The following is a 25179-nucleotide window of genomic DNA, read 5'->3' as shown; positions in this document are numbered from 1 at the left end:
GTGTCGGGCTGTGACAAAGGCCCGGCGCTATCGTGGCGGCCATGCTGGCCTTCCATTCCGACGCCCACAGCCTCGCGCTGCCGCCGGGACATCGTTTTCCGCAATCCAAGTACCGCTTGTTAAGGGAACATTTCGAGCGCGCACCGGGGCTGCTGAGGATGCAGCCGGCACCGGCCGCCACCGAGGGCGAGCTGGCCCTGGCCCACACGCCGGACTATGTGGACGCGGTGCTGCACGGCCATCTGAGTGCGGCCGAGCAGCGCGAGATCGGCTTTCCGTGGTCGGAGTCGATGGCCGAGCGTTCGCGACGTTCGGTGGGGGCCAGCATCGCGGCCGCGCGGGCGGCGCTGGAGGAGGGCGTGGCTGCCAACATGGCCGGCGGCACTCACCACGCCTACGCCGACAAGGGCTCGGGCTATTGCGTCTTCAACGACGTGGCCGTGGCCGCAAGGCTGATGCAGGCCGAATGGGCGCGCAGTCATCGCCAGCTGCTGCGCGTGCTGGTCATCGACCTGGACGTGCATCAGGGCAATGGCACGGCCTCCATCTTCCGCGACGACGACACCGTGTTCACCTTCTCCATGCACGGCGCCCGCAACTTCCCTTTCCGCAAGGAGGCGAGCGATCTGGACGTGGACCTGCCCGATGGCTGCGGCGATGCTGAATACCTGGACCGGCTGGACCAGGCGATGGCCGAAGTCTGGCGGCGCTTCAAACCGGGCCTGGCCTTCTATCTGGCGGGTGCGGACCCTCACGAAGGTGACCGGTTGGGGCGCTTGAAACTGAGCTACGACGGCCTGGCCAGACGCGACCTGCGCGTGCTCGATGCCCTGGCCGAGCGCCGCATCCCGGTGGCGCTGAGCATGGCCGGCGGCTATGGCCGCGACCTGGCCACGACCGTCGCCGTGCAGGTCAGCACGCTGAATCTGGCCGCCCAATCCTGGGCGCTGTGGGCTACGGCACGCGGAACTGGCTGACCACCTGGGCCAGCTTCTGGGCCTGCTCGCGCAGCGACTCGGCGGCCGCGGCGCTCTCCTCGACGAGGGCGGCGTTCTGCTGCGTCATGTCGTCGACCTTGGTGACGGCCTGGGTGACGTCGTCGATGCCCTGGCTCTGGGCGGCGGCGCTGCTGCTGATCTCGCCAATGATGTCGGTGACGCGCTGCACGGCGCCAACGATGTCGGTCATGGTCGAGCCGGCGTCCTGCACGAGGCGGGCACCGGACTCCACGCGTTCGACGCTGGCGCCGATCAGGGTCTTGATCTCCTTGGCCGCCGCGGCACTGCGGCCCGCCAGACTGCGCACCTCGCCGGCCACGACGGCGAAGCCGCGGCCCTGCTCGCCGGCGCGGGCCGCCTCGACGGCCGCATTCAGCGCCAGGATATTGGTCTGGAAGGCGATGTCGTCGATGACACCGATGATGTCGCCGATACGTTTGCTTGACGCGCTGATGTCGTTCATCGTGTCGACCACCTGCTGCACGACGCTGCCGCCGCGGTGGGCCACGGTCGCGGCGCTGGTGGCGAGCTGGTTGGCCGTCTGGGCACTGTCGGCGCTCTGGCGCACGATGCCCGTCAATTGAGCCATGGACGAACTCGTCACTTCCAGGCTGGAGGCCGTCTGCTCGGTGCGGATGTTCAGGTCCTGGTTGCCGGAGGCGATCTCGGCCGACGCGGTGCGGATGGAGTCCGCCACCAGCATGACCTCGCCGACCGAACTGCCGAGCTGTTCGCACATCTGGTTCAGCGCCCGCATCAGGCCGGCCAGTTCATCCTGGCCCTGGGGATGGGCGCGCTGGGTCAGGTCGCCCGCCGCGACGGACTCGGCCAGGGACAGCGAGGCGTTCACGTCGGCTGCGATCTTGCGCTGGTTGACCAGCAGCAGGCCCATGCCGATGCCCGCAGCCAGCAGCGAGATGAGGGCGAAGATCCAGGCGCGACGGCGCGCATTGGCCTGCTGGGCTTCGGCAGCGGCCTGCTGGTCATCGCCCATGCTCTGCACGATCTTGGCGACGAGGGTGGCGACCTCCTTGTAGCGTGCCTCGGCGTCCTGCATCGCCGCGACGCCGGTGTTGGGGTCGACCGAGGCCAGATCGATGGCGGCATCGGCCTTGCCCAGATAGGCCTTCAGCAGCGGCAGGGCCGCATTGATGTGGGCGTCGGTCTCGGGCGGTGTGGCCTCCATGTCGGCCAACGTCGTCAGCGTGCGCGTCAGGCCCTCGACCTGGGTCTTCAGCTGGCCGCGCAAGGCCTTGACCTTGGCCTCGTCCAGCGAGGCCATCAGCGCGATGGTGCGATAGACGCCGCCATGCATCTCGCCCACCTGGGTCTGCACGGCCACCGTCGTCATGAAGACTTCGTTGCGCTGCTGGCCGGCCTCGTTGGCTGCAACGACCTCGCGCAAGGACAGCACGGTGCTGCCCAGGCCAATGGCCAGCACGACTGCCAGTGCCGCCATCGGCGGCACCAGCATCTTGGCGGCGAGCTTCATCGCCGTCGACCTATTTGTAGATGCCGCCGCAGACGATGGTGTCGTCCAGTCGCTCGCAGTACATCTGCTTGGGCTCGATCTTCTTGCTCGTCGGGTTGGTGAACTTGTAGTCCTGCCAGAATCCCTTGGGGCTGGACTTGCCGAGCTCGACGCGCTCGCGAACGAAGGCCTTGCCGTCGATGTCCTTGAGGTCGATCAGATCGCGGCCGACCTGCTTCTCGTTGGCGCCGTGGGCCAGGCATTTGCCGTCCAGGCCGTAGACGACGAGGTAGAGATCCTGCTTGACGAACTGCGGACTCTTGGCGGTGATCTCGCCATAGGCTTTGTCCTTGCCGTTGGCCTTGATGTAGGCCACGCCCTTCTTGACCATGGCCACCGCGTCTTCCTTGGTCGCGTTCTGGGCCCAAGAAGTTGGGGCGCCGAAGACGGCCGCCAGCGTGAGTGAAAAAGCAGCAAAACCTCTAACGGTGAATCGGTTCATGCCGAACTCCTGGCCAGCGTTGTGAAATCGTTGTTCTCTGGGGCAGTGTCGCTCCCGCGAATCAGGTCGTGCAAGTGCATATGCCGCACAAAACAGACGCTAGGGGAGGGCATGGAAGAATGGTCGCATGACGACCCGACCCCAGCCCGATGGCCGCGAGGCCTACGCCCGCTTCGTGCCTCTGACGACCCGGTGGATGGACAACGACGTCTACGGCCACCTGAACAATGTCGTCTACTACAGCCTCTTCGACACGGCCGTGAACAGCCTCCTCATCGAGGCCGGAGCCCTGGACATCCATGGCGGCGCCGTCATCGGCCTGGTCGTCGAGACGCATTGCAATTTCTTCGAGTCACTGGCCTTTCCCCAGCGCATCGAGGCCGGCGTGCGCGTGGCCCAGCAAGGGCGCTCCAGCGTGCGCTACGAGATCGGCCTGTTCGCCGAAGGAGCGCAGAGTTGCGCCGCGCGGGGTCATTTCGTTCACGTCTACGTCGACCGCGACAGCCGCCGCCCGGTGGCCGCCCTGCCGGACGCCTATCTGCAAACCTTGAAGACCCTGACGCCATGAACCGCCCCGAGTCCCGTTTCATCACGCCCACCTCCGAACAGACCGCTGCGGTCGACGCCGCCATCAAGACCCGGCACTCCCTGCGCGCCTTCCTGCCGACGCCAGTGCCCCGCCAGACCATCGAGGACATCCTCGAGGTCGCTTCCTGGGCGCCCTCGGGCACCAACACCCAGCCCTGGCAGGTGCATGTGCTGACGGGCGCGGCGCTCAAGCGCATCTCGGGCCGCATCCAGGCCGCCTATCTTGACGCCGAGCAGAACGCCGCCCACAAGGAGGAGTACGCCTACTACCCCACCGAGTGGCGCAGCCCCTATATCGACCGCCGCCGCAAGGTGGGCTGGGATCTCTACGGGCTGCTGGGCATCGCCAAGACCGACAAGGCGCGCATGCAGCACCAGCATGGCCGCAACTTCATCTTCTTCGACGCCCCCGTGGGCCTGATGTTCACCATCGACCGCGTCATGCAGCAGGGCTCCTGGCTGGACTACGGCATGTTCCTGCAGAACATCATGGTCGCGGCCCGGGCCCGCGGCCTGCACACCTGCCCGCAGGCCGCCTTCACGCAGTTCCACCGCGTCATCGCCGAGGAGCTGCAGCTGAGCAGCGAGCAGATGGTGGTCTGTGGCATGTCCATGGGCTATGCCGACCCGGATGCGGTCGAGAACAGCCTGGTCACCGAGCGCGCGCCGGTGGCCGAGTTCACCCGCTTCCTGGAAGACTGATGGCGCTCTCCGGCGCCGAACTCGGCCTGAGCTGGGCCACGCCGTTCGCAGGCCTGCTGCTGTCCATCGCCGTCATGCCGCTGGCGGCACCGGCCTTCTGGCATCACCATTTCGGCAAGATCGCCGCGGCCTGGACGCTGGCCCTGCTGCTGCCCTTCACACTGGCCTTCGGCGCTGGCGAGACGGGCCATGTGCTGGTGCATACGCTGATCGAGGAATACCTGCCCTTCACCATCCTGCTCGGGGCGCTGTACACGACGGCCGGCGGCATCTTCATCCGCGGCAATCTGCATGGCAGCCCGGCGCTGAACTCGGGCCTGATGCTGATCGGCGCCGTGCTCGCCAGCGTCATGGGCACGACCGGCGCGTCCATGCTGCTGATCCGCCCCTTGATCCGCGCCAACGACAACCGCCGCCGCAACGCCCATGTCGTCGTCTTCTTCATCTTCATCGTCAGCAATGTCGGTGGCTCACTGACGCCGCTGGGCGATCCGCCCCTCTTCCTTGGTTTCCTGCAGGGTGTCAGCTTCTTCTGGACCGCCGGCCAGCTGTGGGCCGAGACCCTGTTCCTGCTGGCCGGCCTGCTGGCTGTGTTCTGGGTGCTGGACAGCTGGCTGTATCGCAAGGAAGGCATCAGGCCCGCCGACCCCACGCCCGACGCGCCCAGGCTGGGACTGGAGGGCACGATCAATCTGCTGCCGCTGGCCGTCGCCGTCGGCCTGGTGCTGATGAGCGGAACCTGGAAGCCCGGCATCGTCTTCGACCTCTGGGGCACGCCGCTGCCGCTGCAGGCCCTGGTGCGCGATCTGGGCCTGGTCGCCGTGACGGCCGCCTCGCTGTGGCTGACACCCGCCGGCGTGCGTGAGAAGAACCGTTTCAGCTGGGCGCCGATGGAAGAGGTGGCCAAGCTCTTCATCGCCATCTTCCTGACCATGGTGCCCGTCATCGCCATGCTCAAGGCTGGCCCGGCCGGCGTGTTCGCGCCGCTGGCCGCCATGCTGGATTCGCCGCTGGCCTATTTCTGGCTGACGGGCGGCCTGTCCTCGGTGCTGGACAACGCACCGACCTATCTGGCTTTCTTCAACCTCGCCGGCGGCAATGCGCAGCAGCTGATGGGCGAGGGCGCCGCGGTGCTGGCGGCCATCTCCGGTGGCGCCGTCTTCATGGGCGCCATGACCTATATCGGCAATGCTCCCAATTTCATGGTCAAGGCGATCGCCGAGGAGAGGGGTGTCAAGATGCCGAGCTTTGGCGGCTATCTGCTCTGGTCGGGTGCGGTGCTGCTGCCTCTACTTTTCGTGATGGCCTGGATATGGATGCGATGAAGCCCAAGGTTCTGGTGGCGCGCCGCGCGCCGGCCGAGGTGGTCGAGAAACTCTCGGCGCATTTCGACGTGGACTACCACCCCGGCGAAGCACCGCTGGCGCCGGACGAACTGCGCGCCCGTCTGCAAGGCAAGGCCGGCGCCTACATCACCGGCACCGAGCGCATCAGCGCCGAGCTGCTGGACGCCTGCACTGGCCTCAAGGCCGTCTGCACCATGAGCGTGGGCTACAACCACATCGACCTGGCGGCCTGCACGGCGCGCGGCGTCCTCGTCACCAACACGCCCGATGTGCTGACCGAGACGACGGCCGACCTCGGCTTTGCGCTGCTGATGGCCACGGCCCGGCGCATGAGCGAGGGCGAACGCCTGCTGCGCGATGGCGGGTGGAAGAGCTGGTCCTGGGATTTCCTGGCCGGCCAGGAGGTGCACGGCACGACGCTGGGCATACTCGGCATGGGCCGCATCGGCCAGGCCATCGCGCGCCGCGGCCGTTTCGGCTTTGGCATGCAGGTGGCGTATCACAACCGTTCGCGGCTGCCGGCCGATGCCGAGGCCGAACTCGGCGCCCGCTATCTGAGCAAGGACGAGTTGCTGCGCCAGGCCGATCACCTGGTCCTGGTGCTGCCCTATTCGGCCGAATCCCACCATTGCATCGCCGCGGCCGAGCTGGCGCTGATGAAGCCGACGGCGACCCTGGTCAACATTGCGCGGGGCGGCATCGTCGACGAAGACGCGCTGGCCGCAGCGCTGCGCGAACAGCGCATCGCCGCGGCGGGCCTGGATGTCTTTGAAGGCGAGCCGCGCGTGAACCCCGCTTTGCTGACCCTGCCCAATGTCGTCCTGACGCCCCATATCGGCAGCGCCACCCTGCCCACGCGCATCGCGATGGCCCAGCTGGCCGCCGACAATCTCGTTGCGGCCCTCACTTCGCGTCCGCCGCTGACGCCGCTGAACCCCCAGGTCCTCAACGCATGAACCGCCGCCTGCTCTGCCTGCTTGCCCTGCTGCCCGCCATCGCCTTTGGCCAGTCGCTGAAGAACAAGGCCCCACCGCCCCCGCCAGCCGCGCCCGCCGTCGAGGACAAGACCCCGCGCGACCCCAACAAGTTCGCGGCCCTGTCCCTGCTGGGCGACAGCGTGCAGCTGCTCAGCCTGAGCCCGGCGCGCGGCGACACGGTGCAGTCCGGCGAGTGGGCGTCCTCGCCCGCCGGCGGCCTGGACAACGCGGTGCTGCAGTCCCTGGACGCCGCCGTCAAGGCCGTGGGCAAGAACCGCGAGATCAAGCTCTACACGTCGAGCACGCGCAGCCTGTTCGGCGACCCGGCCCTGCTGTTCGTCGATGGCAAGCTCAGCCTGCCAGGCAAGCTCGGCGAGGCGGTGCGCCAGAGCGGCGCGGCCAAGCTGCTGCTGGTCACGCGCAGCCGCCAGGAGCCCGCCCTCGCCGCAGCCCTGCCGGGCCGCATCCTCGCGACGCTGGAAGGCCCCGGCTTCGTGCTGGACCAGCGCCCCAGCGCCCAGATCGGCTTCGACGGCGCGCCCGGGCTGCCGGTGCTGGCGCCCTATGTGTCCATCCGCGTCGCCCTGGTCGACCTCAGCGACCTCAAGCTCAAGCGCGAGCAGTCCCTGGCCGTCGCGACCCGCCTGCCGATCGCGGCCGAAGCCGCGAACAACCCCTGGGCCGCGATCACGACCGAGCAGCGCGTCAAGGCCCTCGAGGCCCTCATCGAGGCCGAACTGCCGCGCGTCGTGGCGCCTCTCGTCGCGCCCTAGGCCAAGTCCGGCAGGGCCTTGAACAGGCCGAGCGGGTCATAGGCCTGCTTGACCTGGCGCAGCCTGGCCAGATTGGCGCCGTAATAGACCTCGGCGGGCTTGCTGATCAGGCCATCGAGGTAGTTCACATAGGCGCCGCCGCTGCTCCAGGCCTGCATCGTGGCGCGCATGCCGTGGGTCCAGGTGGCGGCCTCGTCCAGGGTCGCGGCCGTCGTGCCGACCGGGAGTTCGGCCAGGTATTGGGCGCTGAAGAGGGCGCGGCGATGCGCGAAGGCCGTCGCGTCGGGCGCGACCCGCGCGATGGCGCCGCCCATCAGATTGAGCAGCACGGCGCCAGCGCGGCCGCTGTCACGGCGCTGCTGCAGGGCCGCGCCGAGGGCGTTGATGCCGGCGGCGTTCAACGGCGCGTCGAAATAGTCCGAACTCGCGGCCATGGCGACGCGGCCCAGTTGGCCGCTGGCGTTCTGGCTGGGCAGATGGCACTGGGCGCGGCTGAAGGCCATGCAGTCGCCCAGCATGACGTCGCGATAGCTGCGTGCCACCAGGAAGGCGTCGCCGGGCGTGCGGCCGATGCGGGCCAGCAGGCCATTCCAGTGCGGCTGCATGGCCGCCACATCGCCGATGGCGACACCACGCAGATAGACGCCTTGGGTGGACAGCGCGAGCTGGGCCCAGACCGCGTCCGGCAAGGTCTGTGGCCAGGCCTGCCAGGCGGCCATGACGGCGGGCAGCTCGCTGAGGGCGAAGCTGGCGCCGAACTGGGCCAGCGGCGCAACGGCATGGGTCTGGAAGCTCAGCGAGGTGACGAGGGCGACCTGGCCGCCGCCACCGCCGCGCAGGGCCCAGAAGAGGTCGGGCCGCTGCGTGTCGCTGCACTCCAGCTGCTGGCCATCGGCCGTGACGACGCGGGCCGACAGCAGCGTGTCGCATGTCAGGCCATAGGCCCGGTCCAGCACGCCGATGCCGCCGCCCAGCGTGATGCCGCTGATGCCGACGCTGACGCAACTGCCCGAGGGGATGCAGCGGCCGGCGCTGATCAGCGTGTCGTAGACATCGACCAGCTTGGCGCCGGCGCCGACGGTGGCGCGCTCGCCTTCAAGCTGGACGCTGTCCATGGCGCCCACATCGATGAGCAGGCCGGTCCCCGTGCTGCCGCCGAGATAGCTGTGGCCGCCGCTGCGGGCCGTGAAGGCGAGCTTCTGCTGCCTGGCGAAGGCCAGGGCCGTTACCACGTCGGTGGCGCTTGCGCAGCGCGCCACGGCCAGTGGCTGCTGGCTGTCGTAGCGCGCATTCGCGCCGCGGCGCACGCGGTCGAAATCGGCGCTGGCTGGCAGCACCAGTTGGCCCTGCAGCTGGCGGGAGAGGCTGTCCCAGTCGGGCGCCGGGGCGGGCGCAGGTGCGGGTGCCGGAGCAGGGGCGGGAGCCGGTGACGGCGCCGGGCTGCCACTGCCTCCGCCACCCCCGCAGCCGCTCAAGGCCGCCGCGCTGCCCAGGCCGAGAACAAAACGCCGTCTCTCCATCATCGCCTCGCAATGCCAATGAAATACCAGATGCTTGACTGTATGTGATACCAATGTCGGACCAATGAAGGCGATTGCGTGACGGGTGACAATGGGTCGCATGAGCCTGTTCGATGTGTTGCTGCTGGGTCTGATGGCCCTGGTTTTGATCCTGCTGGTGTTGATCTGGGCTCGCCAGAAACCTCAATCAACCGGTGTGGCGCCGGAGCTGCTGCAGAGCAACGAAAGGCTGGAGCGCGAACTGCGCGATGAGCTGGGCCGCAGTGCCAGCGGCACGCGCCAGGAGCTGGTGCAGGGCCTGGCCCAGTTCCAGCAGGTGCTGGCGCAAGGCCTGCAGGGCAGCAACAACGCCCTGGCCCAGCAGGCCCTGGCCGCCCGCGAGGCCCAGGACGCCGCTTCGCTGCGCAGCGCCCAGACCCAGGTCGAGTCCATGCAGCGCCTGGGTGACGCGATGCGCGAGCAGCTGCAGGCCATGTCCCTGGCCAACGAACAGCGCATGGCCGAGCTGCGCCACACTGTCGAGCTGCGCCTGACCAGCATCCAGCAGGACAACGAGAAGAAGCTCGAGCAGATGCGCGCCACGGTCGACGAGAAGCTGCACGCGACGCTGGAGCAGCGCCTGGGCGAGAGCTTCAAGCAGGTGGCCGAGCGCCTGGAGCAGGTGCACAAGGGCCTGGGCGAGATGCAGAACCTGGCGCGCGACGTCGGGTCTCTCAACCGCGTGCTGACCAATGTGAAGACGCGCGGCGTCTTCGGCGAGGTGCAGTTGGCGGGCCTGCTGGAACAGGTCTTCACGGCCGAGCAATACGCCTCCAATGTGGCCGTGCTGCCCGGCTCCAACGAGCGCGTCGAGTTCGCCATCTCGCTGCCCGGCCAGCGCAACGACGGCAAGCCGTTGTGGCTGCCCATCGACGCGAAGTTTCCGCGCGAGGACTACGAGCGCCTGCTCGACGCCCAGGAGCGCGCCGACGCGCCGGGAGCCGAAGCCGCCGGCAAGGCCATCGAGAACCGGCTGCGGCTGGAGGCCAGGACCATCCGCGAGAAATACATCGCCCCGCCGCACACGACGGACTTCGGCATCCTGTTCGTGCCCACCGAGGGTCTCTATGCCGAGGCCCTGCGCCGCCCCGGCCTGCTCGAGAGCCTGCAGCGCGAGCACAAGGTCATGCTGTGTGGCCCCACCACCTTGCTGGCCACGCTGACCAGCCTGCAGATGGGTTTCCGCACCCTGGCCCTGGAGAAGCGCAGCGCCGAGGTCTGGGAGGTGCTGGGCGCCGTCAAGACCGAGTTCGGCAAGTTCGGAGAGGTGCTGGCCAAGGCCAAGAAGAAGCTCGAGGAAGCCGGCAACACGCTGGACGCCGCCGAGGTGCGCACACGCGCCATGACGCGCAAGCTCAAGGGCGTGGAAGCCCTGCCCGACGACGCGGCCCAGCAGCTGCTGCAGCTCAGCCTCGGCGAGGACGCCGAGTGACCGACACCGCCGCAGCGCCGAAGAAGAATCTGCGCGATGCGTTCTGGTGGCTGATCGCCACCATGATCTGCGTGCATGCCTGCATGGCCACCACGCGGGTGACGGCCAGCCTGTGGGTGCTGAAGCAGGGCTATGGCGAGGCCTCGGTGGGCATGCTGCTCAGCCTCTTCGCCGTCGCCCCCATCGTGTTGTCGCTGTGGGCTGGCCGGCTGGCTGACCGGCACGGCTTTCACCGCCCCGTCGGCATCGGCGTGGCCCTGGCCTTTGCCGGCGCGCTGCTGGCCCTCCTCATTCCCAAGCTCTGGGCCATCGCCACCGGTTGCCTGCTGTGCGGCGGCGCCGTCGCCGTGGCGGCCGTGGCCCTGCAGCGCGAGGCCGGTCTGATGGCCGAGGAGCCCGGCGAGCTGAAGAAGATCTTCAGCTGGATGGCCCTGGGCCCGGCCCTGTCCAATGCGCTGTCGCCCATCATTGCCGGCCTGCTGATCGACCACGTCGGCATGACGGCCGCCTTTGGCTTCGCGACCCTGCTGCCGCTGCTGGCCTGGGCCCTGGCGCGCAAGGTGCCGCGCAACCCGCCGGCGGTCTACACCAAGAGCTTTCGCGAGCCGGCCGCCTGGGACCTGTTCCGCCTGCCGGCCTACCGCCGCCTGCTGCTGGTCAACCTGGCGCTGTCGGCAGGCTGGGACGCGCACAGCTTCGTCGTCCCCGTGGTCGGCCATGCTCGTGGCCTGTCGGCGTCCAGCATCGGCGTGGTGCTGGGCAGCTTCGCCGCGGCGGCCACCGTCGTGCGCCTGGCCATCGTGCGCTTCGCCGACGACATCGACGAGGCCAAGGCCCTGCGTGCCGCCATGGTGGTCGCCATGTTGACCTTCATCGCCTATGCCTGGCTGCCCGGCACCCTGGGCCTGATGTGCGGTTCGGCCCTGCTGGGCGTGGCCCTGGGCTCGGTGCAGCCCATGGTGCTGGCCATGCTGCACCGCGCGACGCCGCCCGAGCGCCATGGCCAGGCCCTGGGCCTGCGCATGCTGACGCTGAATGGCGCCACGGTCGGCATGCCGGTCGGTTTCGGCATGCTGGCCGCGGCGACGGCCCTGACGGCGCCGATGTGGGTCATGGCTGCCGCACTGTTGGCGGCGCAGTGGCCGGCGCGCAAGCTCTAGGCTGAAGCCGGCCCCGCGATCGGGGGCCCGCGCGAGCCGAGCCAGCCGATAGCATCGGCCCCGGAGGTGGCGGATGCGCAAGCTGATGTGGCTGGTGGCCGGCGTGCTGGCGGCGACGACCGCCGTGGCCCAGGTCGACGAGGAGGACGCGGCGGATTCGCCCGCGGTGCTGATGCCCGCGGCCGAGGCTTCGGCGCTGCTGGCCCTGCCCCTGCCCGCTGAACCCGCGGCGCGCTATGCCCTGCTGCAACAGCAGGCCCGTGCGGCCCAGTCCCTGGAGCAGCGCGGCAAATACGTGGAGCTGCTGCGCGAACTGGCCACGCTGGGCCGCAGCCAGCCTGGCGGCGAGATCTGGATCCGTCACTACCTCAGCGCCGAATTCATCTGGGGCAGTTCCGGCCAGTCGCTGGCCGCGGCCGATGCCTTTGCCAGCGACAGGACGCTGGCGCCGATCGCCCGCGCCGAGGCCGCGCTGCGCCAGGTCTATGCGCTGGCCCAGGCGCGCGACCGCTCGATGCTGGAACGGATGTGGTCGCGGGCCCAGGGCCTGGTCAAGCAGGCGCAGGAAGCGCTCGGCAATGGCGACCCCGCCGCGACGCTGCGGCTGAAGGTGCAGCATCTGCAGGTGCGCTCCGAGATCGAGCGCTGGGACGGGCGTCTGGCCGAGGCCGTCGCCACGATGCGCGAGGCCGTGCGGCTGGCCCAGAAGGGAGTCGAGGACGCCCGCCGTTTGGCCAAGGGACCGCGCGACGCCGCGGTGCAGGACGCCTATGGCTGGTATGACGGCTCCCAGGGCATGCTGGTCTATGCCCTGGTGCGCCACGGCCGCGCGCCCGAAGCCATCCAGGTCGCCCAGGGCAATCTGGCGCTGTGGCGGGCCGGCCAGCTGAGCGACGCTTTGGGTGCGCGCTGGAGCTACCGCCTTGGCCAGGCCCAGGTGGCCGCACGCCAATACGCCGCCGCGCTGGAGAACGCCCAGCGCAGCGACGACATGCTGCAGCGCTCCGGCGCCAGCCCCGCCAGCCACACCCGCTGGCTGGCCCGCCAGGAGCAGGTGAGGGCGCTGATCGGCCTGCGCCGCTGGCCCGAGGCCGATGCCTTCTATCGTGACTTCCTGGCCAGCCTGCCGGCCGACAGCCTGGCCAAGGAGCGTGCCAACGACTGGCGGCTGCGCGCCCTGCTGGCGGCCAAGAACGGCCGCTTCGACGAAGCCCTGGAGGCCGTCGACCGCGTCCTGCGCTACCGCCAGCGCCTCTATGGCGAGGCCCATCCGCAGACCCAGGAGGCCAGCGGCGTGCGCGCCCTGGTGAGGCTGCTGAAGGGCGACATGGCCGGCGCCTGGAGCGACTACCAGCCGCTGTTCGCCGCCCTGCTCGACAGCCCCGGCGGTTGGCAGGACCTGGACCTCAACGGCGCGCGCGGCTTCGTGCTGGGCCTGGCCTTCGACGAGTTCCTGCGTGAGATCGCCGCCCGGGCCCTGCGCGGCGAGGCTCTGGAGCCGGCCTGGACCGATCGCGCCATGCAGGTCGCCGACCGCCTGCAGGCCGGCGCCGCCCACCGCGCGCTGACCGATGCCACCGCCCGCCTGCTCGCGGCCACGCCGGCCCTGCGCGCCCTGTTGGAGGAAGAGGCCCAACTTCGCGCCACGGCCAGCTCGCGCAACGGCGCCCTGGCCACCCAGCTGGGCGAGGAAGACCGGCTGCGCCGCCGCAACAGCAGCGAGGAGACCAGGGCCGAATTGAAGGTCCTGCCCGAGGCCGAGCGCAAGAAGAAGTTCAAGGCCATGGCCGACGAACTGGCCGCCGTGCGCGAGCAGGTGAAGGCGGGCCGCGAGCAGGCCCAGGCCGCGCGCGAGGCGCTGAACGCCCAGCGCGAACGCGTCGCCAAGGCCTATCCGGCCTATGCCGATCTCGTCACGCCCACGCTGCCGGCACCCGCCGCGCTGCAGAAGCTGATGTCGCCCGGCGAGGCCCTGCTGGTTGTGCAGCCGCTGGAGGGCGCGACCCTGGTCTGGCTCGTCACGCCAGGGGCACCGACGCGCTTTGCGGCGTCCAGCGTTGGCGCGGCGGCCTGGGTCGACAAGGTCGCCCAGATCCGCACCGCCCTGGACCTCAGCACCGGCCGCCCGCCGACGCTGCCGGTCGCCGGCCTGCATGAGGTCTGGCGCGAGCTCGTGGTGCCTTTGCAGCCGGGTGCCGACGTGAAGAGCCTGCTTGTGGCGGCGGACGGGGCTCTCGCGGCAATGCCGTTTGCCACCGCGCTGACGGCGCCCGAGCCTGGCGCCTTCGCGGTGCGCCGCATGGCCGTCACCCAGCTGCCTTCGGCGGGCGCCTTGTTCGCCTTGCGTCGCGCCGCCGCGCCGGCACCGGCGGCCAAGCCCCTCTTCGGCGTTGGCGACCCGCAGTTCAAGTCCACCGCCAAGGCGGGCCGTGCGGCCCTGGGGCAGGCCGCCACGAAATATGACGCAGCCTGGGGCTTCAGCTACGGCGACATCCCGCCCCTGCCCGAGACCCGCGCCGAACTGACGGCCCTGGCCAAGGCCCTGGGTGCCAGGCCCGAAGTCGACCTGCTGCTGGGAGCCGCAGCCACGCGCGAGGCCGTGCTGGCCGCGCCTTTGCAGGACCGCCGCGTTGTCGCCTTCGCCACCCACGGCCTGATGCCCGGCGAGCTGCCCGGGATTTCCAAGCCCGCTCTGGCCCTCGCATCCGGGGCCGATGCCACCGCTTCGCCGCTGCTCGAGCTCGACGATGTGCTGACCCTGCGCCTGAATGCCCAGGCCGTGCTGCTGTCGGCCTGCAACACGGCCGCGGGCGAGCAGGGCGGGGCGGCCATGTCGGGCCTGGTGCGTGGCTTCTTCTTCGCCGGCAGCCGCTCGGTGCTGGCCACGCACTGGTCGGTCGAAACCGCCTCGGCCGCGGCGCTGACCTCGGCCACCTTCTCAGCCCATGCGCCGCGTGCCGAGGCCCTGCGCATGGCGCAAATGGGGATGATCGAAGGAAAACTCGGTGGCGGGCGCTGGGCCCATCCGTTCTACTGGGCGGGCTACGCCTTGTTTGGCGACCCGAGTCGATAGGAGTCTTGAAATGCGTGCCCTGGTGTTTTGCTTGTCCCTGCTGAGTTCCGCCGCATTCGCGCAGCAGGCCTGCGAAGTCATGGCGGTCAGCGGCGAGGCCCAGCGAGTCGACGGCAAGGTGCTGGCCGTGGGCGACAAGCTCGACGTCGGCACCACGCTGCGCACCGGCGCCGCCGGCCGCGTGCGGCTGAAGTTCACGGACGGTTCCGTCCTCGTGTTGGCCGACAAGAGCCAGCTGCGCATCGAGGCCTTCACGGCGCCGGCCAGCCAGCCGCGCACGGCCGAGTTCCTGCTCGAGACCGGCCTCATCGGCCAGCGCGTGACGCCGTCGAGCCATGGCTCCTGGAAGGTCCGCACACCCACGGCCGTGACCGCCGTGCGCGGCACCGAGTTCAGCGTCGAGGTCGGCGACGACCGCGCCACCGCCGTCCACGTGAAGACCGGCGAGGTCGACGTCGAGCCCGCCGGCCCGCAAACCCGCGGCATCAAGCCGCGCTACCCGGTGCGGCTGGAGAAGAAGCTCAATGGCACGCATTGCGATGCCAGCCAATGCGCCGCGGCCATGGTCTGGACGGCCGACAAGGTGGCCCGCCTGGAACAGCGCCTGGGGTCGCTGGATTGAGGCGCACTGCGTCCGGCCTCGGTTATCTGCTGATCGGCCTCGCGGCCGCGCTGCTCGGCTTTGCCATGCTGGCCTCGCGGGCCAATGTGTCCGTTCTCGAGCGCCCCGACCAATGGGCCCTGGACTGGCAGACGCGCTGGCGCGGCGAACTCGCGCCGGGCACCGAACTGCCCCTGCTGCTGGTGCGGGTGGACGACGCAGCGCTGGAGGCGTTGGGCGGCCGCGTGCCCGACCGTGCCGAGATGGCCCGCGCCGTGCAGGCTCTGCAGGCGGGCGGCGCGCGCGCCGTGGCCCTGGACATCCTGCTGCTGCCCGGCGGCGGCACGCCCGAAGGCAGCGCCGCGCTGGCTGCCGCGATGAAGGCCTGCGGCTGCGCCGTGATTCCCTTCTCGTTGCCCGACGACGGCAAGGCCGATGCGGCAGCCGTGCCTGCGCCCGTGCTGGCTCAGGCCCTGCTGCGCTATGACGACGAAGCCGCCCTGGCGCGCAGCGAGGACTGGTACCGGCCGCGCCGCCTGGTCGCGCCCGAGGCGGGCCTGGCCGAGGCGGCGGCCGCCCTGGGCCATATCAGCGTGCGCCCCGAGGCCGACGGCAGCATGCGCCGCGACCTGCCGCTGCTGCGCTTGAATGGCGAGGTCTATCCGTCGATGCCGCTGCGCCTGGCGGCCTTTGCGCGCGGCGCCGACTGGAAGCAGGCGAAGGCGCGCTTTGGCGCCGAGTTCAGCGTCGGCCAGGCGCTGCAGTCGCGGCTGGACGAGCTGTCGCGCCTGGGCGTGAACTATTACGGCCCCACCGGCAGCTTCGACAGCGTCGGCTTCGACGACCTGCTGGCCGGCCGCGTGGCCCCGGCGAAGCTGCAGGGTCGCGTGGTGGTGCTGGGCGTGTCGGCCCTGGCCGCGGGCGACCATGTGCCCACGCCCTTCGATGCCCGCCTGCCCGGCATGGAGCGCATCGCCACCGTCACCGACAACCTGCTGACCGGCCGCAGCCTGGTGCGTCCGGCCTGGGGCGGTGCGGCCGAGCTGGCGGCCGTGCTGCTGCTGCCCTTCGCGGCCGTGGCCCTGCTGGCGCGCCGGCCCCTGGGCATGGCCCTGGCTGCCATCCTGCTGGGCACCCTGGCCCTGCTGGCCGGCGTGCAATGGGCCTTCGAGAGCCATTACTTCGTCTTCGCGCTGGCACCGCCGCTGCTGGCTTGTGGCCTGGCGACCCTGGGCGGCAGTGCGCTGCGCGCCGGCATCGAACAGGGCCAGCGCCGCCTGGCCGCCCGCCGGCTCGCTGCCAGCGAGCAGCGTTATGCCCTGGCGGCCCAGGGCGCCAACGATGGCCTGTGGGACTGGGACCTGACGACGGGCGAGGTCTATTACTCGCCGCGCTGGCTGGCCTTGATGGGCTTGTCGGCGGCCGAGGCGGGCCATTCCATCCAGGCCTGGACCCAGCCGCTGGAGCCGGCCATGCGCAACGCCTTCGAGGCCGAGCTGCAGGCCCACCTGAACGGGCAGAGCCTGCAGTTCCACCAGGTGCTGCATTTCCACCAAGGCGGCCAGGAGCGCTGGCTGCTGGCGCGCGGCCTGGCCGTGCGCGAGGACGGCAAGCCCGTGCGCATGGCCGGCTCGCTGACCGACATCTCCGAGAGCCAGCGCCTGCAGCAGCAGATCAGCTTCGACGCCCTGCACGACCGCCTCACCGGCCTGGCCAACCGCGTGCTGTTCCGCGAGCAGCTGACCCAGCTGCTGAGCGGCGTGCCGGCGCCCGAGACCGGGCTGCTGCTGCTCGGCCTGGATGGCTTTCGGGCGCTCAACGAGGCCCAGGGTCCGGTGGTGGGCGACGCCGTGCTGACCGAGCTGGGTGCGCGCCTGAAGGCGGCCTTCGGCGCACGCCATCTGGTCGCCCGCATCGGCCCCGACCAGTTCGCCCTGCTGCTGGCCGGGGGCGACAGCGCCGCTGACCTGGGCCGGCGCGTGCAGACCCTGCTGCAGTCGCCCTTCAATGTCGCCACGCCGATGCTGCAGTTGACGGCCGGCCTGTCCTGGGCCCAGCGCCGCCATGGTCCGGCGACGGCCGACGAGCTGATGGCCGCCGCCGAAGGGGCGCTGGCCCGCGCCAAGGCCGGCGGTCCCGGCCAGACTCATGAGTTCGACCCCGCCGAGCAGCTCGTCGAGCAGTCGCGGCGCTGGCTGCGTGACGCCATCGACGCGGCCCTGGCGAGCGGCACCCAGTTCGAGCTGCACTACCAGCCCTTCGTGCGTCTCGCAGATCGAGCCCTGCTCGGCTTCGAGGCCCTGATCCGCTGGCGCCATCCGGAGCGCGGCTTGATCATGCCGGGCGACTTCATCCCGGTGGCCGAGGCCAGCGGCCAGATCTGCGCCATCGGCCGCTGGGCCCTGCTGGAGGCGGCGGCCCAATTGCGCCGCTGGCAGCCACTGGGCTTCACCGGCGAGGTGGCCGTCAACCTGTCCGGCGTGCAGCTGGAGCGTGACATCGAACTGCTGGCCGACGCCCGCGCCACGCTGGCGGCCCTGGGCGATGTGCCGACGCACCGCCTCAAGCTCGAGGTCACGGAGAGCATGGCCATGGCCAACCCGCAGCGCAGCGCCGAGGTGCTGCAGGAGCTGGCACGCATGGGCTTCAAGCTGTCCATCGACGACTTCGGCACCGGCTATTCGTCGCTGGCCTATCTGCACCGCTTCCCCTTCGACACGCTGAAGGTCGACCGCAGCTTCGTCATCCGCCTGGCCGCCGGCCGCGAGGCCCAGGAGATCGTGCGCACCATCGTCGGCCTGGCCCTGGCCCTGGGCAAGCAGACCCTGGCCGAGGGCGTCGAGGACGAGAAGCAGGCCGCCCTGCTGGAGCAGCTTGGCGTGCAGGTGGGGCAGGGCTGGCTGTTTGCCAAGGCATTGCCGCAGGCGCAGGCGACGGAGGCCATCAAGAGCGCGCCGTGGCGGCGCTAGCGAGACCGTAGCGCCAGATCCAGGCTCGAACGCCCGGGTCACGAATCGCGGCTCGGTCCGTGCGCCGCCGCACCGACATCAGCGCGCCCCAGGTCTAAAAGCAAGACTTGGCGGCACGCCGTGCTCGCTCCCTCAACGAAAGCTCCCATGTCCAAAGGTCAACGCGGCAACAAGGAACAGAAGAAACCGAAGAAGGTGCATGCGCCTGTCCTGCCGGTGATTCCCGCCACCTTGGCGGAGAAGGCCGCAGAGGCGATTTCCGTCGCGCCGCGCAAGAAATAGGGCTGGCGGCAGCCCCAACGGCTGCGGCTGGCTCGGCGTTCTGCTGCAACCGTTCAGGTACATTGCGTCGCATCGGGGCACGCTGCACGTGAAATCGCCCCGCATCGGTTTGCTTGAAGCGCCACGGGCGGAAGCGTCGCCTCTGACGGGACAAGTCCTTGAACGGAGCTGTCCCTTGCCTTTTCCCCCATCCCCTCGCCTTGGTCTGCTCAAGGAGGCCTGCGGCGATGTCGCGGCATTTGCGGCGGCGCGGCCATGACGCAGCTGTTGCAGGCCGCCGATCTGCGCGGTGCCGCCCGTTTGAGCACGGAGGCCGTGGCCGGGCTGGCCGGCCTCGTCGAGGCGATGCGGTCGCGCGTCGCGACACCGCCCCAGCTTCCCATGCTGGGCCGGGCGGCCGCGGCGAACGAAGCCAGCGCCGAGACCCTGCTCGGCTGGTTGGCGGCGGCGCTGGCCGCTGCGGATCCCCACCTGCATGGCGGCCCGGAACGCGAGGCCATCCTGGCCGCACTCAACGGCCTGCTGGGCGATCATCTGGCCGCGACCCGCAGCCCGCTGGCGATCCCGATGGCGTTCCGTCATTCGGGCGGCTCCTTGCTGCTGGACCGTTACGAGCTGCGCTCGCACTACGCCGGCGCAACGCCGCGGGTGCTCGTGCTGCTGCACGAGCTGTGCATGAACGACCTGCAGTGGCAGCAGGCGGGCCATGACCACGGCGAGGCGCTGGCGCGCGAGCTGGGCTACACGCCGGTCTATCTGCACTACAACAGCGGCCTGAGCGTGTCGACCAACGGCCGCATCCTGGCGCAGATGATGGAGAGGCTGTATGACGTCTGGCCGGTGCCGGTGGGACGACTGGCCATGATGGGCCACGGCATGGGCGGCTTGGTGGCGCGCAGCGCCATCCATCACGGCGCCCTGCTGCAACGCGGCGGGCTGCGCTGGCCGGGGCGGGTGAATGACCTGGTCTGCCTGGGCACGCCGCACCAGGGCGCACCGCTCGGGCGCGCCGGACAGGATGTCGACCTGCTGCTTGGCGCCGCGCCCTATGCCGCGCCGCTGGCGCGTCTGGGCAAGTTGCGCAGTGCCGGCATCAACGACCTGCGCCTGGGCAATGTGCTGAGCGCGCCTTCGGGGGATGACGGCACGCAGCGCGCCGGCCAGGTTGGACTGCCCGGCGCTACCCGCTGCTTTGCCGTCGCCGCCAGCCTGGGCCCTGCGACCGGGCAGCCCAAGGCCAGGCTGCCGGGCGATGGCCTGGTGCCGGTGCCCAGCGCGCTGGGCCAGCATGGCGACGCCGATTGCCACCTGGACTTCGACCCGGAGCTGCAGGCCATCGTCCCGGACACAGGCCACCTCGAACTGCTGTCCAGCCCTCAGGTCTACGGCCTGCTGCGGTTGTGGCTCGCCTGAGGCCCTTCAACGGCTGCGCGACGGTCCGGCGCCATCGTCATGCACCAGCACATCCGGCCAATGCGCTTCCCTGGCGCCCAGCAACCGGGCTTCCAGGCTGTCGCGCTCACGCGCTGCCGCTCGCTGGGCTTTCACGGCGTCCGCCCAGCCGGACGCATTGCCATCCAGCATCATGACGCGAGCCGCGGCCTCCACCGCCCGGCTCGATGCGCTGCCGTAGTTCCTGGCGTCGATGGCAAAGCGCGCCGCCCGCGTCGCGTCATCGCAGGCCAGCTGCTGCGTGGGCCATGATTTCGCCAGGTCCACCCAGGGTGAGGCCGTGGCATCCGAACCCTGGACCGCAACGCGGTAGTGCCCGAAGTAGGGTCCCGTTCCCGACGCCCGCGGCGTGAAAACATGTCCTTCGTACAGGGTCGTCATGAGATTTGCTGGCGGCTGAGCAGCGGCTGGGGCGGGTGCAGGCGCGAGGCAGCGCGCTTGATGCGGTACATGGCCTCGTCAGCCATGTGCACCAGCACGCCGGGCGAATCGCCGTCGTCGGGAAAGACGCTGTAGCCGATGCTGGCGGAGATGCTCATCGGATGGCCGGCGAGCAGGCAGGGTTCGGCCAGGGCGCGGGCCATCTTGTCGGCGACCTGGGTCGCGTCCTCGCGCCGCGCCGCGGCGACCAGCACGACGAACTCGTCGCCGCCGATGCGGCAGACGGTGTCGCTGCCGCGGACCGTGGTCTGCAGCACGGCTGCGGCATGCTGCAGCAGCAGGTCGCCGACGGCATGGCCGAGCTGGTCGTTGACCCGCTTGAAGCCGTCGATGTCGAGGAAATAGATGATGAGGCGGTGGCCATGGCGGCGTGCCAGCGCCATGTCATGGCCCAGGCGATCCCACAGCACCTCGCGGTTCTTCAGCCCGGTCAGCGAGTCGGTCTGCGAGGCCTTGACGGCGACCTGCAGCGCAGCGTTGGCGCTCACCACCTCGCGCGTCGCCAGCTGGTTCTCCACCTGCAGGCGTTCGTTCTCCAGGCGGGCGTCCGCGGCGGCCACCAGGCCGCGCTCGCTGCGGGCTTCCAGGATGGCGGCCTGCAATTCCAGCAGCGTCGCTTCGGCAGCGGCGATCTGCCGCTCCAGCGCCAGCAGGCGGCTCTGCTCGCCGTCGCGCGTCATGGCGCGGCCTTCGCCGCCGGTCTGGACGCCGGCTCGCGGCGTGGTGAGGGATCGGTGAGGGTGGCGAGGATGTCGGGATACCAGGCTGCGTTCAGGCCCAGGGACTCGTCGGCCGCGAGGTCGCGGTTGCCGATGTCAAAGCGCGTCGAATGGATGCCCACCAGCAGCCAGGGCAGGGGCTTGCGGCCCGGCGCCCGCATGACCACCGGCGCGCCGCTGATGCCGCGATGGGTGCGTGCATCGGTCAGGAACCAGCCCTGGCCCTGGAAGCGCCAGCCATAGGGCGAGGCGATGGCGCCGTGGCGCACGACGGGCAGGTGGTGCAGGTCGTCGTGAAAGCCGAGCGGGAAACCGGGGATCAGCACGGCCTGGCCCAGCGGCACCTCATCGCTCTTGCCGGGCAGGCTTTCCAGCGTGAAGGCCGTCAGCTGGACGCTGCCGGGCAGGGCGGCGACATCGATCTCCAGCACTGCGACATCAATGCCGCCGGCGTCGTCGCGGCCCTGGCGCCAATTGGCGCGGCCGTCGCGGTAGAGCAGGGCCGACAGCACGATGGCATCGGCCAGGTTGCCGGCGTCGGCGTGCAGTTCCAGCTCGACGCGGTCGGGATGGTGGTCGGCCTCCTCGTCGATGAAGACGTGGCGGCTCGTGACCAGATACAGGCGCTGTTCGCGCCGGAAGAAGAAGCCACTGGCGCCGGTCAACGCGCGTTTGCCGGCGAAGGTGCCGATGCGCACGATGGCAAGCAGCAACGGATCGGGCGCGGGCATCGGGCGGCCAGCCGGCGCTTCAATACGCCGGACGCGGCGTGGCGCGGTCCAGTTGCGAGGTCAGGTGCTTGCACATGTTCTCGCCCGTCGTCGTCAGGCGCAGCGAGCCGCCATGCCATTCGAGCCAGTGCAGGGCGACGTATCCGTCGATGGCCGTCTCGGCGATCTCCGCGGCGCGGCGGCGCTTGAGCAGGTCGACGGTGGCGAGCAATCCATCGCGCAGGGCGTCGCGTCTCGTGTCGGGGGTATTCGGGGCTGTCTTCATCAGCTTCTCCAGCGCGTGGCAGCGGTCGCCGCGTGCGGCGGGCCTGTCATGCAGGTCATCAAGGGGGCAGGGCGGCGTTGGTGCGCCCAGGCGGGCGGGCCGCGGTGCCGGAAGGGGCGACTCGAAGCGGGCTTCGAGGTGGAAGTGGGGCTCGCCGCTGCAAGCAGATGACAACCGAAGCCGACGGCGGAAGCCGGCGAGCATGGGAACGCGGAGGTGGTGCGTGGCGCCCGGTCTGCTGGGGCTGCCGCGGCAGTGAGCAGACGCGCGGCAGATGTTGCAGTGTAGATGCCAGCGAGGCGGCCGAGGTGGCTTGCCTGCCGGATCTCGCGTTGTCTGACACCGGCGTCATCACCGTGCGACCGGGAACAGGTTTCGGCGCCTTGTCTGACAGGGAAGGCCGGCCCGGCGGGCTAGCATGGCCGGCGCCTGGCATCGGACCCGCGCATGACCAATGGTGGTCACCTTTTGTCATGCGAGGAACCCATGAAGAAAAACGCCGCGGCCGTCGAGTCGCTGCTGTCGCAGCATCGCGACCAGATCCTCGCCGGCTGGCGAGCCGAGTTGGCCACCACCACTGGCGGTCGTGGCCTTGGCACCGACAGCCAGGGCACCGAGCAGTTGCTGGATGCCTTTGTCGCCGGCGTGCGCGCCAACGGCGGCTTCGACCAGTTCGATGATCCGGCCTGGGAGAAGGTGCGTGAGTTCCTCGCCGCGGTGTCGCGCTCGCGCGCCGCCCAGGGGGCCTCGGCGGCCGACACCAGCCGCTTCGTGCTGGCGCTGAAGAAACCGGTCTTTTCCGGCCTGCAGCACACCCTCGCCAACGAGTCCGACGGGCTGGTGAATGCCGTCTGGGAAGTGTCGACGCTGATCGACACCATGGCCCAGTTCACGGTGACGAGCTACCAGCGCACCCGCGAGGAGATCATCGCCCGCCAGCAACAGGAGCTGCTGGAACTGTCGACACCGGTCATCAAGCTGTGGGACGGCGTGCTGGCCGCGCCGATGATAGGCACGCTGGACAGCGGCCGCACCCAGCTCGTCATGGAGGCGCTGCTGCAGCGCATCGTCGACACCGGCTCCACCATCGCCATCATCGACATCACCGGCGTGCCCACGGTGGACACGCTGGTGGCCCAGCATCTGCTGAAGACGGTGACCGCCATCCGCCTGATGGGCGCCGAGTGCATCATCAGCGGCATCCGCCCGCAGATCGCCCAGACCATCGTGCACCTGGGCATCGACCTGGCCGGCGTCATCACCAAGGCCACCTTGGCCGACGCGCTGTCGGTGGCGCTCAAGCGCGCGGGCTTCGTGATCAACCGCGTCAAGCCGGTGGCCGCCGCCACGGCGCAGTGAGATGCAACGCATCCCCATCCTCCAGATCGGCGGGCTGCTGCTGGTCACCATCCAGGTCGACCTGATGGACCAGACCGCCCTGGCGCTGCAGGACGACCTGGCCGCCAGGATCGAGCGCAGCGGCGCCACCGGCGTGCTGATCGACATTTCCGCGCTGGAGATCGTCGACTCCTTCATCGGGCGCATGCTGGCCAGCATCTCCAGCATCGCCCACGTGCTGGGTGCGAACTCGGTGGTCGTGGGCATGCAGCCCGCCGTCGCGATCACGCTGGTCGAGCTCGGGCTGTCCCTGGATGGCGTCCGCACGGCGCTCAACGTCGAGCGCGGCATGGAACTGCTGCTCCAAGCAAGCGGGGAACAGTTACATGACGACGAATCCAGCGGGCAATGAGGGCAGCGTGCCCATACGCACCGAGCACGATGTCGTCACCAGCCGGCAACTGGTGCGCAAGCTCACCCAGCAGTTGAGCTTTTCCCTGGTCGACCAGACCAAGATGATCACGGCGGCCAGCGAGCTGTCGCGCAACACCCTGATCTACGGCGGCGGTGGCGACATGCAATGGCAGCTGCACCGGGAAGGCATCCGCGCGGGGCTGACGCTGTCCTTCGTCGACCAGGGCCCTGGTATTCCCGACCTGGACCTGGCCATGAAGGACGGCTGGACGTCTGGCGGCGGGCTGGGCAAGGGCCTGTCGGGCAGCAAGCGGCTCGTCAACGAGTTCGAGCTGGTGTCGACCGTGGGCAAGGGCACCCGCGTGACCATCACGCGCTGGAAGTAGGCCGGCATGCGCCCCTTCCAACGTTTTGCCATCGCGGATGCGAGCCAGGTCGGCGAGGCGCGCCGCGCGGCCCAGTTGCTGGCGACGGAACTCGGCTTCGGCGAGTCGGCCGCAGGCCGGCTGGCCCTGGGTGTCACCGAGCTCGGCACCAATCTTGTCCGCCATGCCGGCGGCGGTGCGCTGCTGCTGGGTCTGGACGGCGATACGGCCATCGAGGTGGTGTCGCTCGACAACGGGCCCGGCATGGACGTCGAGCGCTGCCTGCAGGACGGCTTTTCCACCGCGGGCTCCGCGGGGACGGGGCTGGGCGCCGTGAAGCGCATCGCCAATCGCTTCTCGGCCTTTTCGCAGCCGCAGCGCGGTGCCGTCATCGCCGCACGCTTCGAGGCTGCGACGACGACTGCGGCCGCGCCCGCCACCGACTTGACCGTGGCCGGCATCGGCCTGCCCGCGCCCGGGGAGCGCGTCTCCGGCGACAGCTGGGGCCTGTGCCTGAAGGAGGGCCGCACCCTGCTGCTGATGGCCGACGGCCTGGGCCACGGCCCCGATGCTGCCGAGGCCGCCGACCTGGCGCTGCAGCTGTTCCGCCGCTGCGCGTCCGCTGCGCCTGCCGCCGTGCTGGAGGATGCCCACCCCAGCATGCGCAGCACGCGCGGCGCGGCCGTCGCCGTCGTCGCCATCGAGCGCTCGCTGGATCGGCTGCTGTTTGCCGGCGCGGGCAATGTCTCCGGCCGGCTGATCAACGGCATCAGCGACCGCGGCCTGATGTCCCAGCCCGGCACGCTGGGGCTGCAGATCCGCAGCTTGCGCGACGTGGCCTATGACTGGCCCGAGCACGCCATCCTCGTGCTGTTCACCGACGGCATCGTGTCGCGCTGGAACCTGGCCGATGCGGCCGGCCTGATGGCCTGCGGGCCGATGGTGATCGCGGGCTGGATCATCCGCGACTACTGCCGCGGCCATGACGACGCCACCGTCGTCGTCGTCCGCAGACACTGAA

24 protein-coding genes are annotated in these 25179 nt (G+C 70.1%); 17 read left to right on the top strand and 7 right to left on the bottom strand.

Translation table 11 applies throughout. The features are described from left to right. Positions 1-41: 41 nt before the first annotated feature. Positions 42-977 carry a histone deacetylase family protein gene (locus J2X20_RS20765; protein WP_310268836.1) on the top strand — a complete coding sequence of 312 codons (936 nt, stop codon included), beginning with the start codon at positions 42-44 and terminating at the stop codon, positions 975-977. On the opposite strand, the gene J2X20_RS20760 is transcribed toward J2X20_RS20765, so the two are convergent. Both J2X20_RS20760 and J2X20_RS20755 read right to left on the bottom strand, forming a co-directional pair. Beyond that, a complete protein-coding gene (locus J2X20_RS20760; RefSeq protein ID WP_310268834.1) occupies positions 955-2490 on the bottom strand; it encodes a methyl-accepting chemotaxis protein in 1536 nt (511 codons plus the stop codon). The genes J2X20_RS20765 and J2X20_RS20760 overlap by 23 nt on opposite strands. Before the next feature lie 10 nt (positions 2491-2500). Further along, the gene (locus J2X20_RS20755) at positions 2501-2971 is read right to left on the bottom strand and encodes a cache domain-containing protein (RefSeq protein ID WP_310268831.1); all 471 of its coding nucleotides are present in this window, start codon (positions 2969-2971) and stop codon (positions 2501-2503) included. A 127-nt stretch (positions 2972-3098) separates the two neighbouring features. Here J2X20_RS20755 and J2X20_RS20750 point away from each other — a divergent pair, with 127 nt between their 5' ends. From J2X20_RS20750 to J2X20_RS20730, 5 genes are read left to right on the top strand one after another with little or no spacing between them, the layout of a single operon-like run. Then, a complete protein-coding gene (locus J2X20_RS20750; protein WP_310268829.1) occupies positions 3099-3539 on the top strand; it encodes an acyl-CoA thioesterase in 441 nt (146 codons plus the stop codon). Further along, positions 3536-4261: a nitroreductase gene (locus tag J2X20_RS20745; protein ID WP_310268826.1), complete on the top strand. Its 726-nt coding sequence runs from the start codon at positions 3536-3538 to the stop codon at positions 4259-4261. Before J2X20_RS20750 ends, J2X20_RS20745 begins: the two co-directional genes overlap by 4 nt. Next, positions 4261-5586: a sodium:proton antiporter gene (locus J2X20_RS20740; RefSeq protein WP_310268822.1), complete on the top strand. Its 1326-nt coding sequence runs from the start codon at positions 4261-4263 to the stop codon at positions 5584-5586. Before J2X20_RS20745 ends, J2X20_RS20740 begins: the two co-directional genes overlap by 1 nt. Further along, a complete protein-coding gene (locus J2X20_RS20735) occupies positions 5583-6563 on the top strand; it encodes a 2-hydroxyacid dehydrogenase (RefSeq protein WP_310268819.1) in 981 nt (326 codons plus the stop codon). The genes J2X20_RS20740 and J2X20_RS20735 overlap by 4 nt, the downstream gene beginning before the upstream one ends. Beyond that, positions 6560-7357, top strand: a complete 798-nt coding sequence (locus J2X20_RS20730) for a hypothetical protein (protein WP_310268818.1) — start codon at positions 6560-6562, stop codon at positions 7355-7357. Before J2X20_RS20735 ends, J2X20_RS20730 begins: the two co-directional genes overlap by 4 nt. Here J2X20_RS20730 and J2X20_RS20725 read toward each other — a convergent pair. Beyond that, a complete protein-coding gene (locus J2X20_RS20725; protein WP_310268816.1) occupies positions 7354-8694 on the bottom strand; it encodes an FAD-binding oxidoreductase in 1341 nt (446 codons plus the stop codon). The two genes, J2X20_RS20730 and J2X20_RS20725, sit on opposite strands and share 4 nt — an antisense overlap. A 283-nt stretch (positions 8695-8977) precedes the next feature. Here J2X20_RS20725 and J2X20_RS20720 point away from each other — a divergent pair, with 283 nt between their 5' ends. The 7 genes from J2X20_RS20720 to J2X20_RS20690 all read left to right on the top strand — a co-directional run bounded on the left by J2X20_RS20720 (position 8978) and on the right by J2X20_RS20690 (position 19846). Further along, entirely contained in the window at positions 8978-10348 is a 1371-nt protein-coding gene (locus J2X20_RS20720; RefSeq protein ID WP_310268813.1) for a DNA recombination protein RmuC, read from the top strand. Continuing rightward, the gene (locus tag J2X20_RS20715) at positions 10345-11508 is read left to right on the top strand and encodes an MFS transporter (protein ID WP_310268810.1); all 1164 of its coding nucleotides are present in this window, start codon (positions 10345-10347) and stop codon (positions 11506-11508) included. Before J2X20_RS20720 ends, J2X20_RS20715 begins: the two co-directional genes overlap by 4 nt. A gap of 73 nt (positions 11509-11581) precedes the next feature. Next, complete coding sequence (locus J2X20_RS20710) at positions 11582-14581, top strand: CHAT domain-containing protein (RefSeq protein WP_310268807.1); 3000 nt, start codon at positions 11582-11584, stop codon at positions 14579-14581. A gap of 10 nt (positions 14582-14591) precedes the next feature. Further along, the gene (locus J2X20_RS20705; protein WP_310268805.1) at positions 14592-15203 is read left to right on the top strand and encodes a FecR family protein; all 612 of its coding nucleotides are present in this window, start codon (positions 14592-14594) and stop codon (positions 15201-15203) included. Further along, on the top strand, positions 15200-18151 hold the full coding sequence (locus tag J2X20_RS20700) for an EAL domain-containing protein (RefSeq protein WP_310268802.1): 2952 nt from the start codon (positions 15200-15202) through the stop codon (positions 18149-18151). The genes J2X20_RS20705 and J2X20_RS20700 overlap by 4 nt, the downstream gene beginning before the upstream one ends. 147 nt (positions 18152-18298) lie before the next feature. Next, complete coding sequence (locus J2X20_RS20695) at positions 18299-18433, top strand: hypothetical protein (protein ID WP_310268800.1); 135 nt, start codon at positions 18299-18301, stop codon at positions 18431-18433. 255 nt (positions 18434-18688) lie between these two features. Then, positions 18689-19846, top strand: coding sequence for a lipase family alpha/beta hydrolase (locus tag J2X20_RS20690; protein ID WP_310268796.1), 1158 nt, complete (start codon positions 18689-18691; stop codon positions 19844-19846). A 6-nt stretch (positions 19847-19852) separates the two neighbouring features. Here J2X20_RS20690 and J2X20_RS20685 read toward each other — a convergent pair whose 3' ends face one another. From J2X20_RS20685 to J2X20_RS20670, 4 genes are read right to left on the bottom strand one after another with little or no spacing between them, the layout of a single operon-like run. Continuing rightward, entirely contained in the window at positions 19853-20266 is a 414-nt protein-coding gene (locus tag J2X20_RS20685; RefSeq protein WP_310268794.1) for a hypothetical protein, read from the bottom strand. Further along, the gene (locus J2X20_RS20680) at positions 20263-21006 is read right to left on the bottom strand and encodes a GGDEF domain-containing protein (protein WP_310268792.1); all 744 of its coding nucleotides are present in this window, start codon (positions 21004-21006) and stop codon (positions 20263-20265) included. The genes J2X20_RS20685 and J2X20_RS20680 overlap by 4 nt, the downstream gene beginning before the upstream one ends. Further along, on the bottom strand, positions 21003-21776 hold the full coding sequence (locus tag J2X20_RS20675; protein ID WP_310268788.1) for a S1 family peptidase: 774 nt from the start codon (positions 21774-21776) through the stop codon (positions 21003-21005). The genes J2X20_RS20680 and J2X20_RS20675 overlap by 4 nt, the downstream gene beginning before the upstream one ends. Before the next feature lie 19 nt (positions 21777-21795). Next, entirely contained in the window at positions 21796-22041 is a 246-nt protein-coding gene (locus tag J2X20_RS20670; RefSeq protein WP_310268786.1) for a hypothetical protein, read from the bottom strand. A gap of 486 nt (positions 22042-22527) precedes the next feature. Here J2X20_RS20670 and J2X20_RS20665 point away from each other — a divergent pair, with 486 nt between their 5' ends. The 4 genes from J2X20_RS20665 to J2X20_RS20650 are packed head-to-tail and all read left to right on the top strand — an operon-like array spanning position 22528 to position 25178. Beyond that, positions 22528-23400, top strand: coding sequence for an STAS domain-containing protein (locus tag J2X20_RS20665; RefSeq protein ID WP_310268784.1), 873 nt, complete (start codon positions 22528-22530; stop codon positions 23398-23400). Position 23401: 1 nt separating this feature from the next. Further along, positions 23402-23791, top strand: a complete 390-nt coding sequence (locus J2X20_RS20660; protein ID WP_310268781.1) for an STAS domain-containing protein — start codon at positions 23402-23404, stop codon at positions 23789-23791. Continuing rightward, positions 23766-24179, top strand: a complete 414-nt coding sequence (locus J2X20_RS20655; protein WP_310268778.1) for an anti-sigma regulatory factor — start codon at positions 23766-23768, stop codon at positions 24177-24179. The genes J2X20_RS20660 and J2X20_RS20655 overlap by 26 nt, the downstream gene beginning before the upstream one ends. A gap of 6 nt (positions 24180-24185) precedes the next feature. Continuing rightward, on the top strand, positions 24186-25178 hold the full coding sequence (locus J2X20_RS20650) for an ATP-binding protein (protein ID WP_310268774.1): 993 nt from the start codon (positions 24186-24188) through the stop codon (positions 25176-25178). Position 25179: the final 1 nt, after the last annotated feature.

It is taken from the genome of Roseateles saccharophilus (genome assembly GCF_031458095.1).
In the GTDB taxonomy this organism is placed as follows: domain Bacteria; phylum Pseudomonadota; class Gammaproteobacteria; order Burkholderiales; family Burkholderiaceae_C; genus Pelomonas; species Pelomonas saccharophila_A.
This window is presented reverse-complemented; position numbering and strand designations above follow the sequence as displayed.

Excerpts from the sequence above, each read along its gene's own strand:
- J2X20_RS20675 (WP_310268788.1), bottom strand. The coding sequence starts at position 21,776 with ATGCCCGCGCCCGATCCGTTGCTGCTTGCCATCGTGCGCATCGGCACC.
- J2X20_RS20685 (WP_310268794.1), bottom strand. The coding sequence starts at position 20,266 with ATGACGACCCTGTACGAAGGACATGTTTTCACGCCGCGGGCGTCGGGA.
- J2X20_RS20680 (WP_310268792.1), bottom strand. The coding sequence starts at position 21,006 with ATGACGCGCGACGGCGAGCAGAGCCGCCTGCTGGCGCTGGAGCGGCAG.
- J2X20_RS20655 (WP_310268778.1), top strand. The coding sequence starts at position 23,766 with ATGACGACGAATCCAGCGGGCAATGAGGGCAGCGTGCCCATACGCACC.
- J2X20_RS20710 (WP_310268807.1), top strand. The coding sequence starts at position 11,582 with ATGCGCAAGCTGATGTGGCTGGTGGCCGGCGTGCTGGCGGCGACGACC.
- J2X20_RS20740 (WP_310268822.1), top strand. The coding sequence starts at position 4,261 with ATGGCGCTCTCCGGCGCCGAACTCGGCCTGAGCTGGGCCACGCCGTTC.
- J2X20_RS20745 (WP_310268826.1), top strand. The coding sequence starts at position 3,536 with ATGAACCGCCCCGAGTCCCGTTTCATCACGCCCACCTCCGAACAGACC.
- J2X20_RS20650 (WP_310268774.1), top strand. The coding sequence starts at position 24,186 with ATGCGCCCCTTCCAACGTTTTGCCATCGCGGATGCGAGCCAGGTCGGC.
- J2X20_RS20755 (WP_310268831.1), bottom strand. The coding sequence starts at position 2,971 with ATGAACCGATTCACCGTTAGAGGTTTTGCTGCTTTTTCACTCACGCTG.
- J2X20_RS20660 (WP_310268781.1), top strand. The coding sequence starts at position 23,402 with ATGCAACGCATCCCCATCCTCCAGATCGGCGGGCTGCTGCTGGTCACC.
- J2X20_RS20705 (WP_310268805.1), top strand. The coding sequence starts at position 14,592 with ATGCGTGCCCTGGTGTTTTGCTTGTCCCTGCTGAGTTCCGCCGCATTC.
- J2X20_RS20750 (WP_310268829.1), top strand. The coding sequence starts at position 3,099 with ATGACGACCCGACCCCAGCCCGATGGCCGCGAGGCCTACGCCCGCTTC.
- J2X20_RS20665 (WP_310268784.1), top strand. The coding sequence starts at position 22,528 with ATGAAGAAAAACGCCGCGGCCGTCGAGTCGCTGCTGTCGCAGCATCGC.
- J2X20_RS20690 (WP_310268796.1), top strand. The coding sequence starts at position 18,689 with ATGACGCAGCTGTTGCAGGCCGCCGATCTGCGCGGTGCCGCCCGTTTG.
- J2X20_RS20735 (WP_310268819.1), top strand. The coding sequence starts at position 5,583 with ATGAAGCCCAAGGTTCTGGTGGCGCGCCGCGCGCCGGCCGAGGTGGTC.
- J2X20_RS20670 (WP_310268786.1), bottom strand. The coding sequence starts at position 22,041 with ATGAAGACAGCCCCGAATACCCCCGACACGAGACGCGACGCCCTGCGC.
- J2X20_RS20760 (WP_310268834.1), bottom strand. The coding sequence starts at position 2,490 with ATGAAGCTCGCCGCCAAGATGCTGGTGCCGCCGATGGCGGCACTGGCA.
- J2X20_RS20730 (WP_310268818.1), top strand. The coding sequence starts at position 6,560 with ATGAACCGCCGCCTGCTCTGCCTGCTTGCCCTGCTGCCCGCCATCGCC.
- J2X20_RS20695 (WP_310268800.1), top strand. The coding sequence starts at position 18,299 with ATGTCCAAAGGTCAACGCGGCAACAAGGAACAGAAGAAACCGAAGAAG.
- J2X20_RS20720 (WP_310268813.1), top strand. The coding sequence starts at position 8,978 with ATGAGCCTGTTCGATGTGTTGCTGCTGGGTCTGATGGCCCTGGTTTTG.
- J2X20_RS20765 (WP_310268836.1), top strand. The coding sequence starts at position 42 with ATGCTGGCCTTCCATTCCGACGCCCACAGCCTCGCGCTGCCGCCGGGA.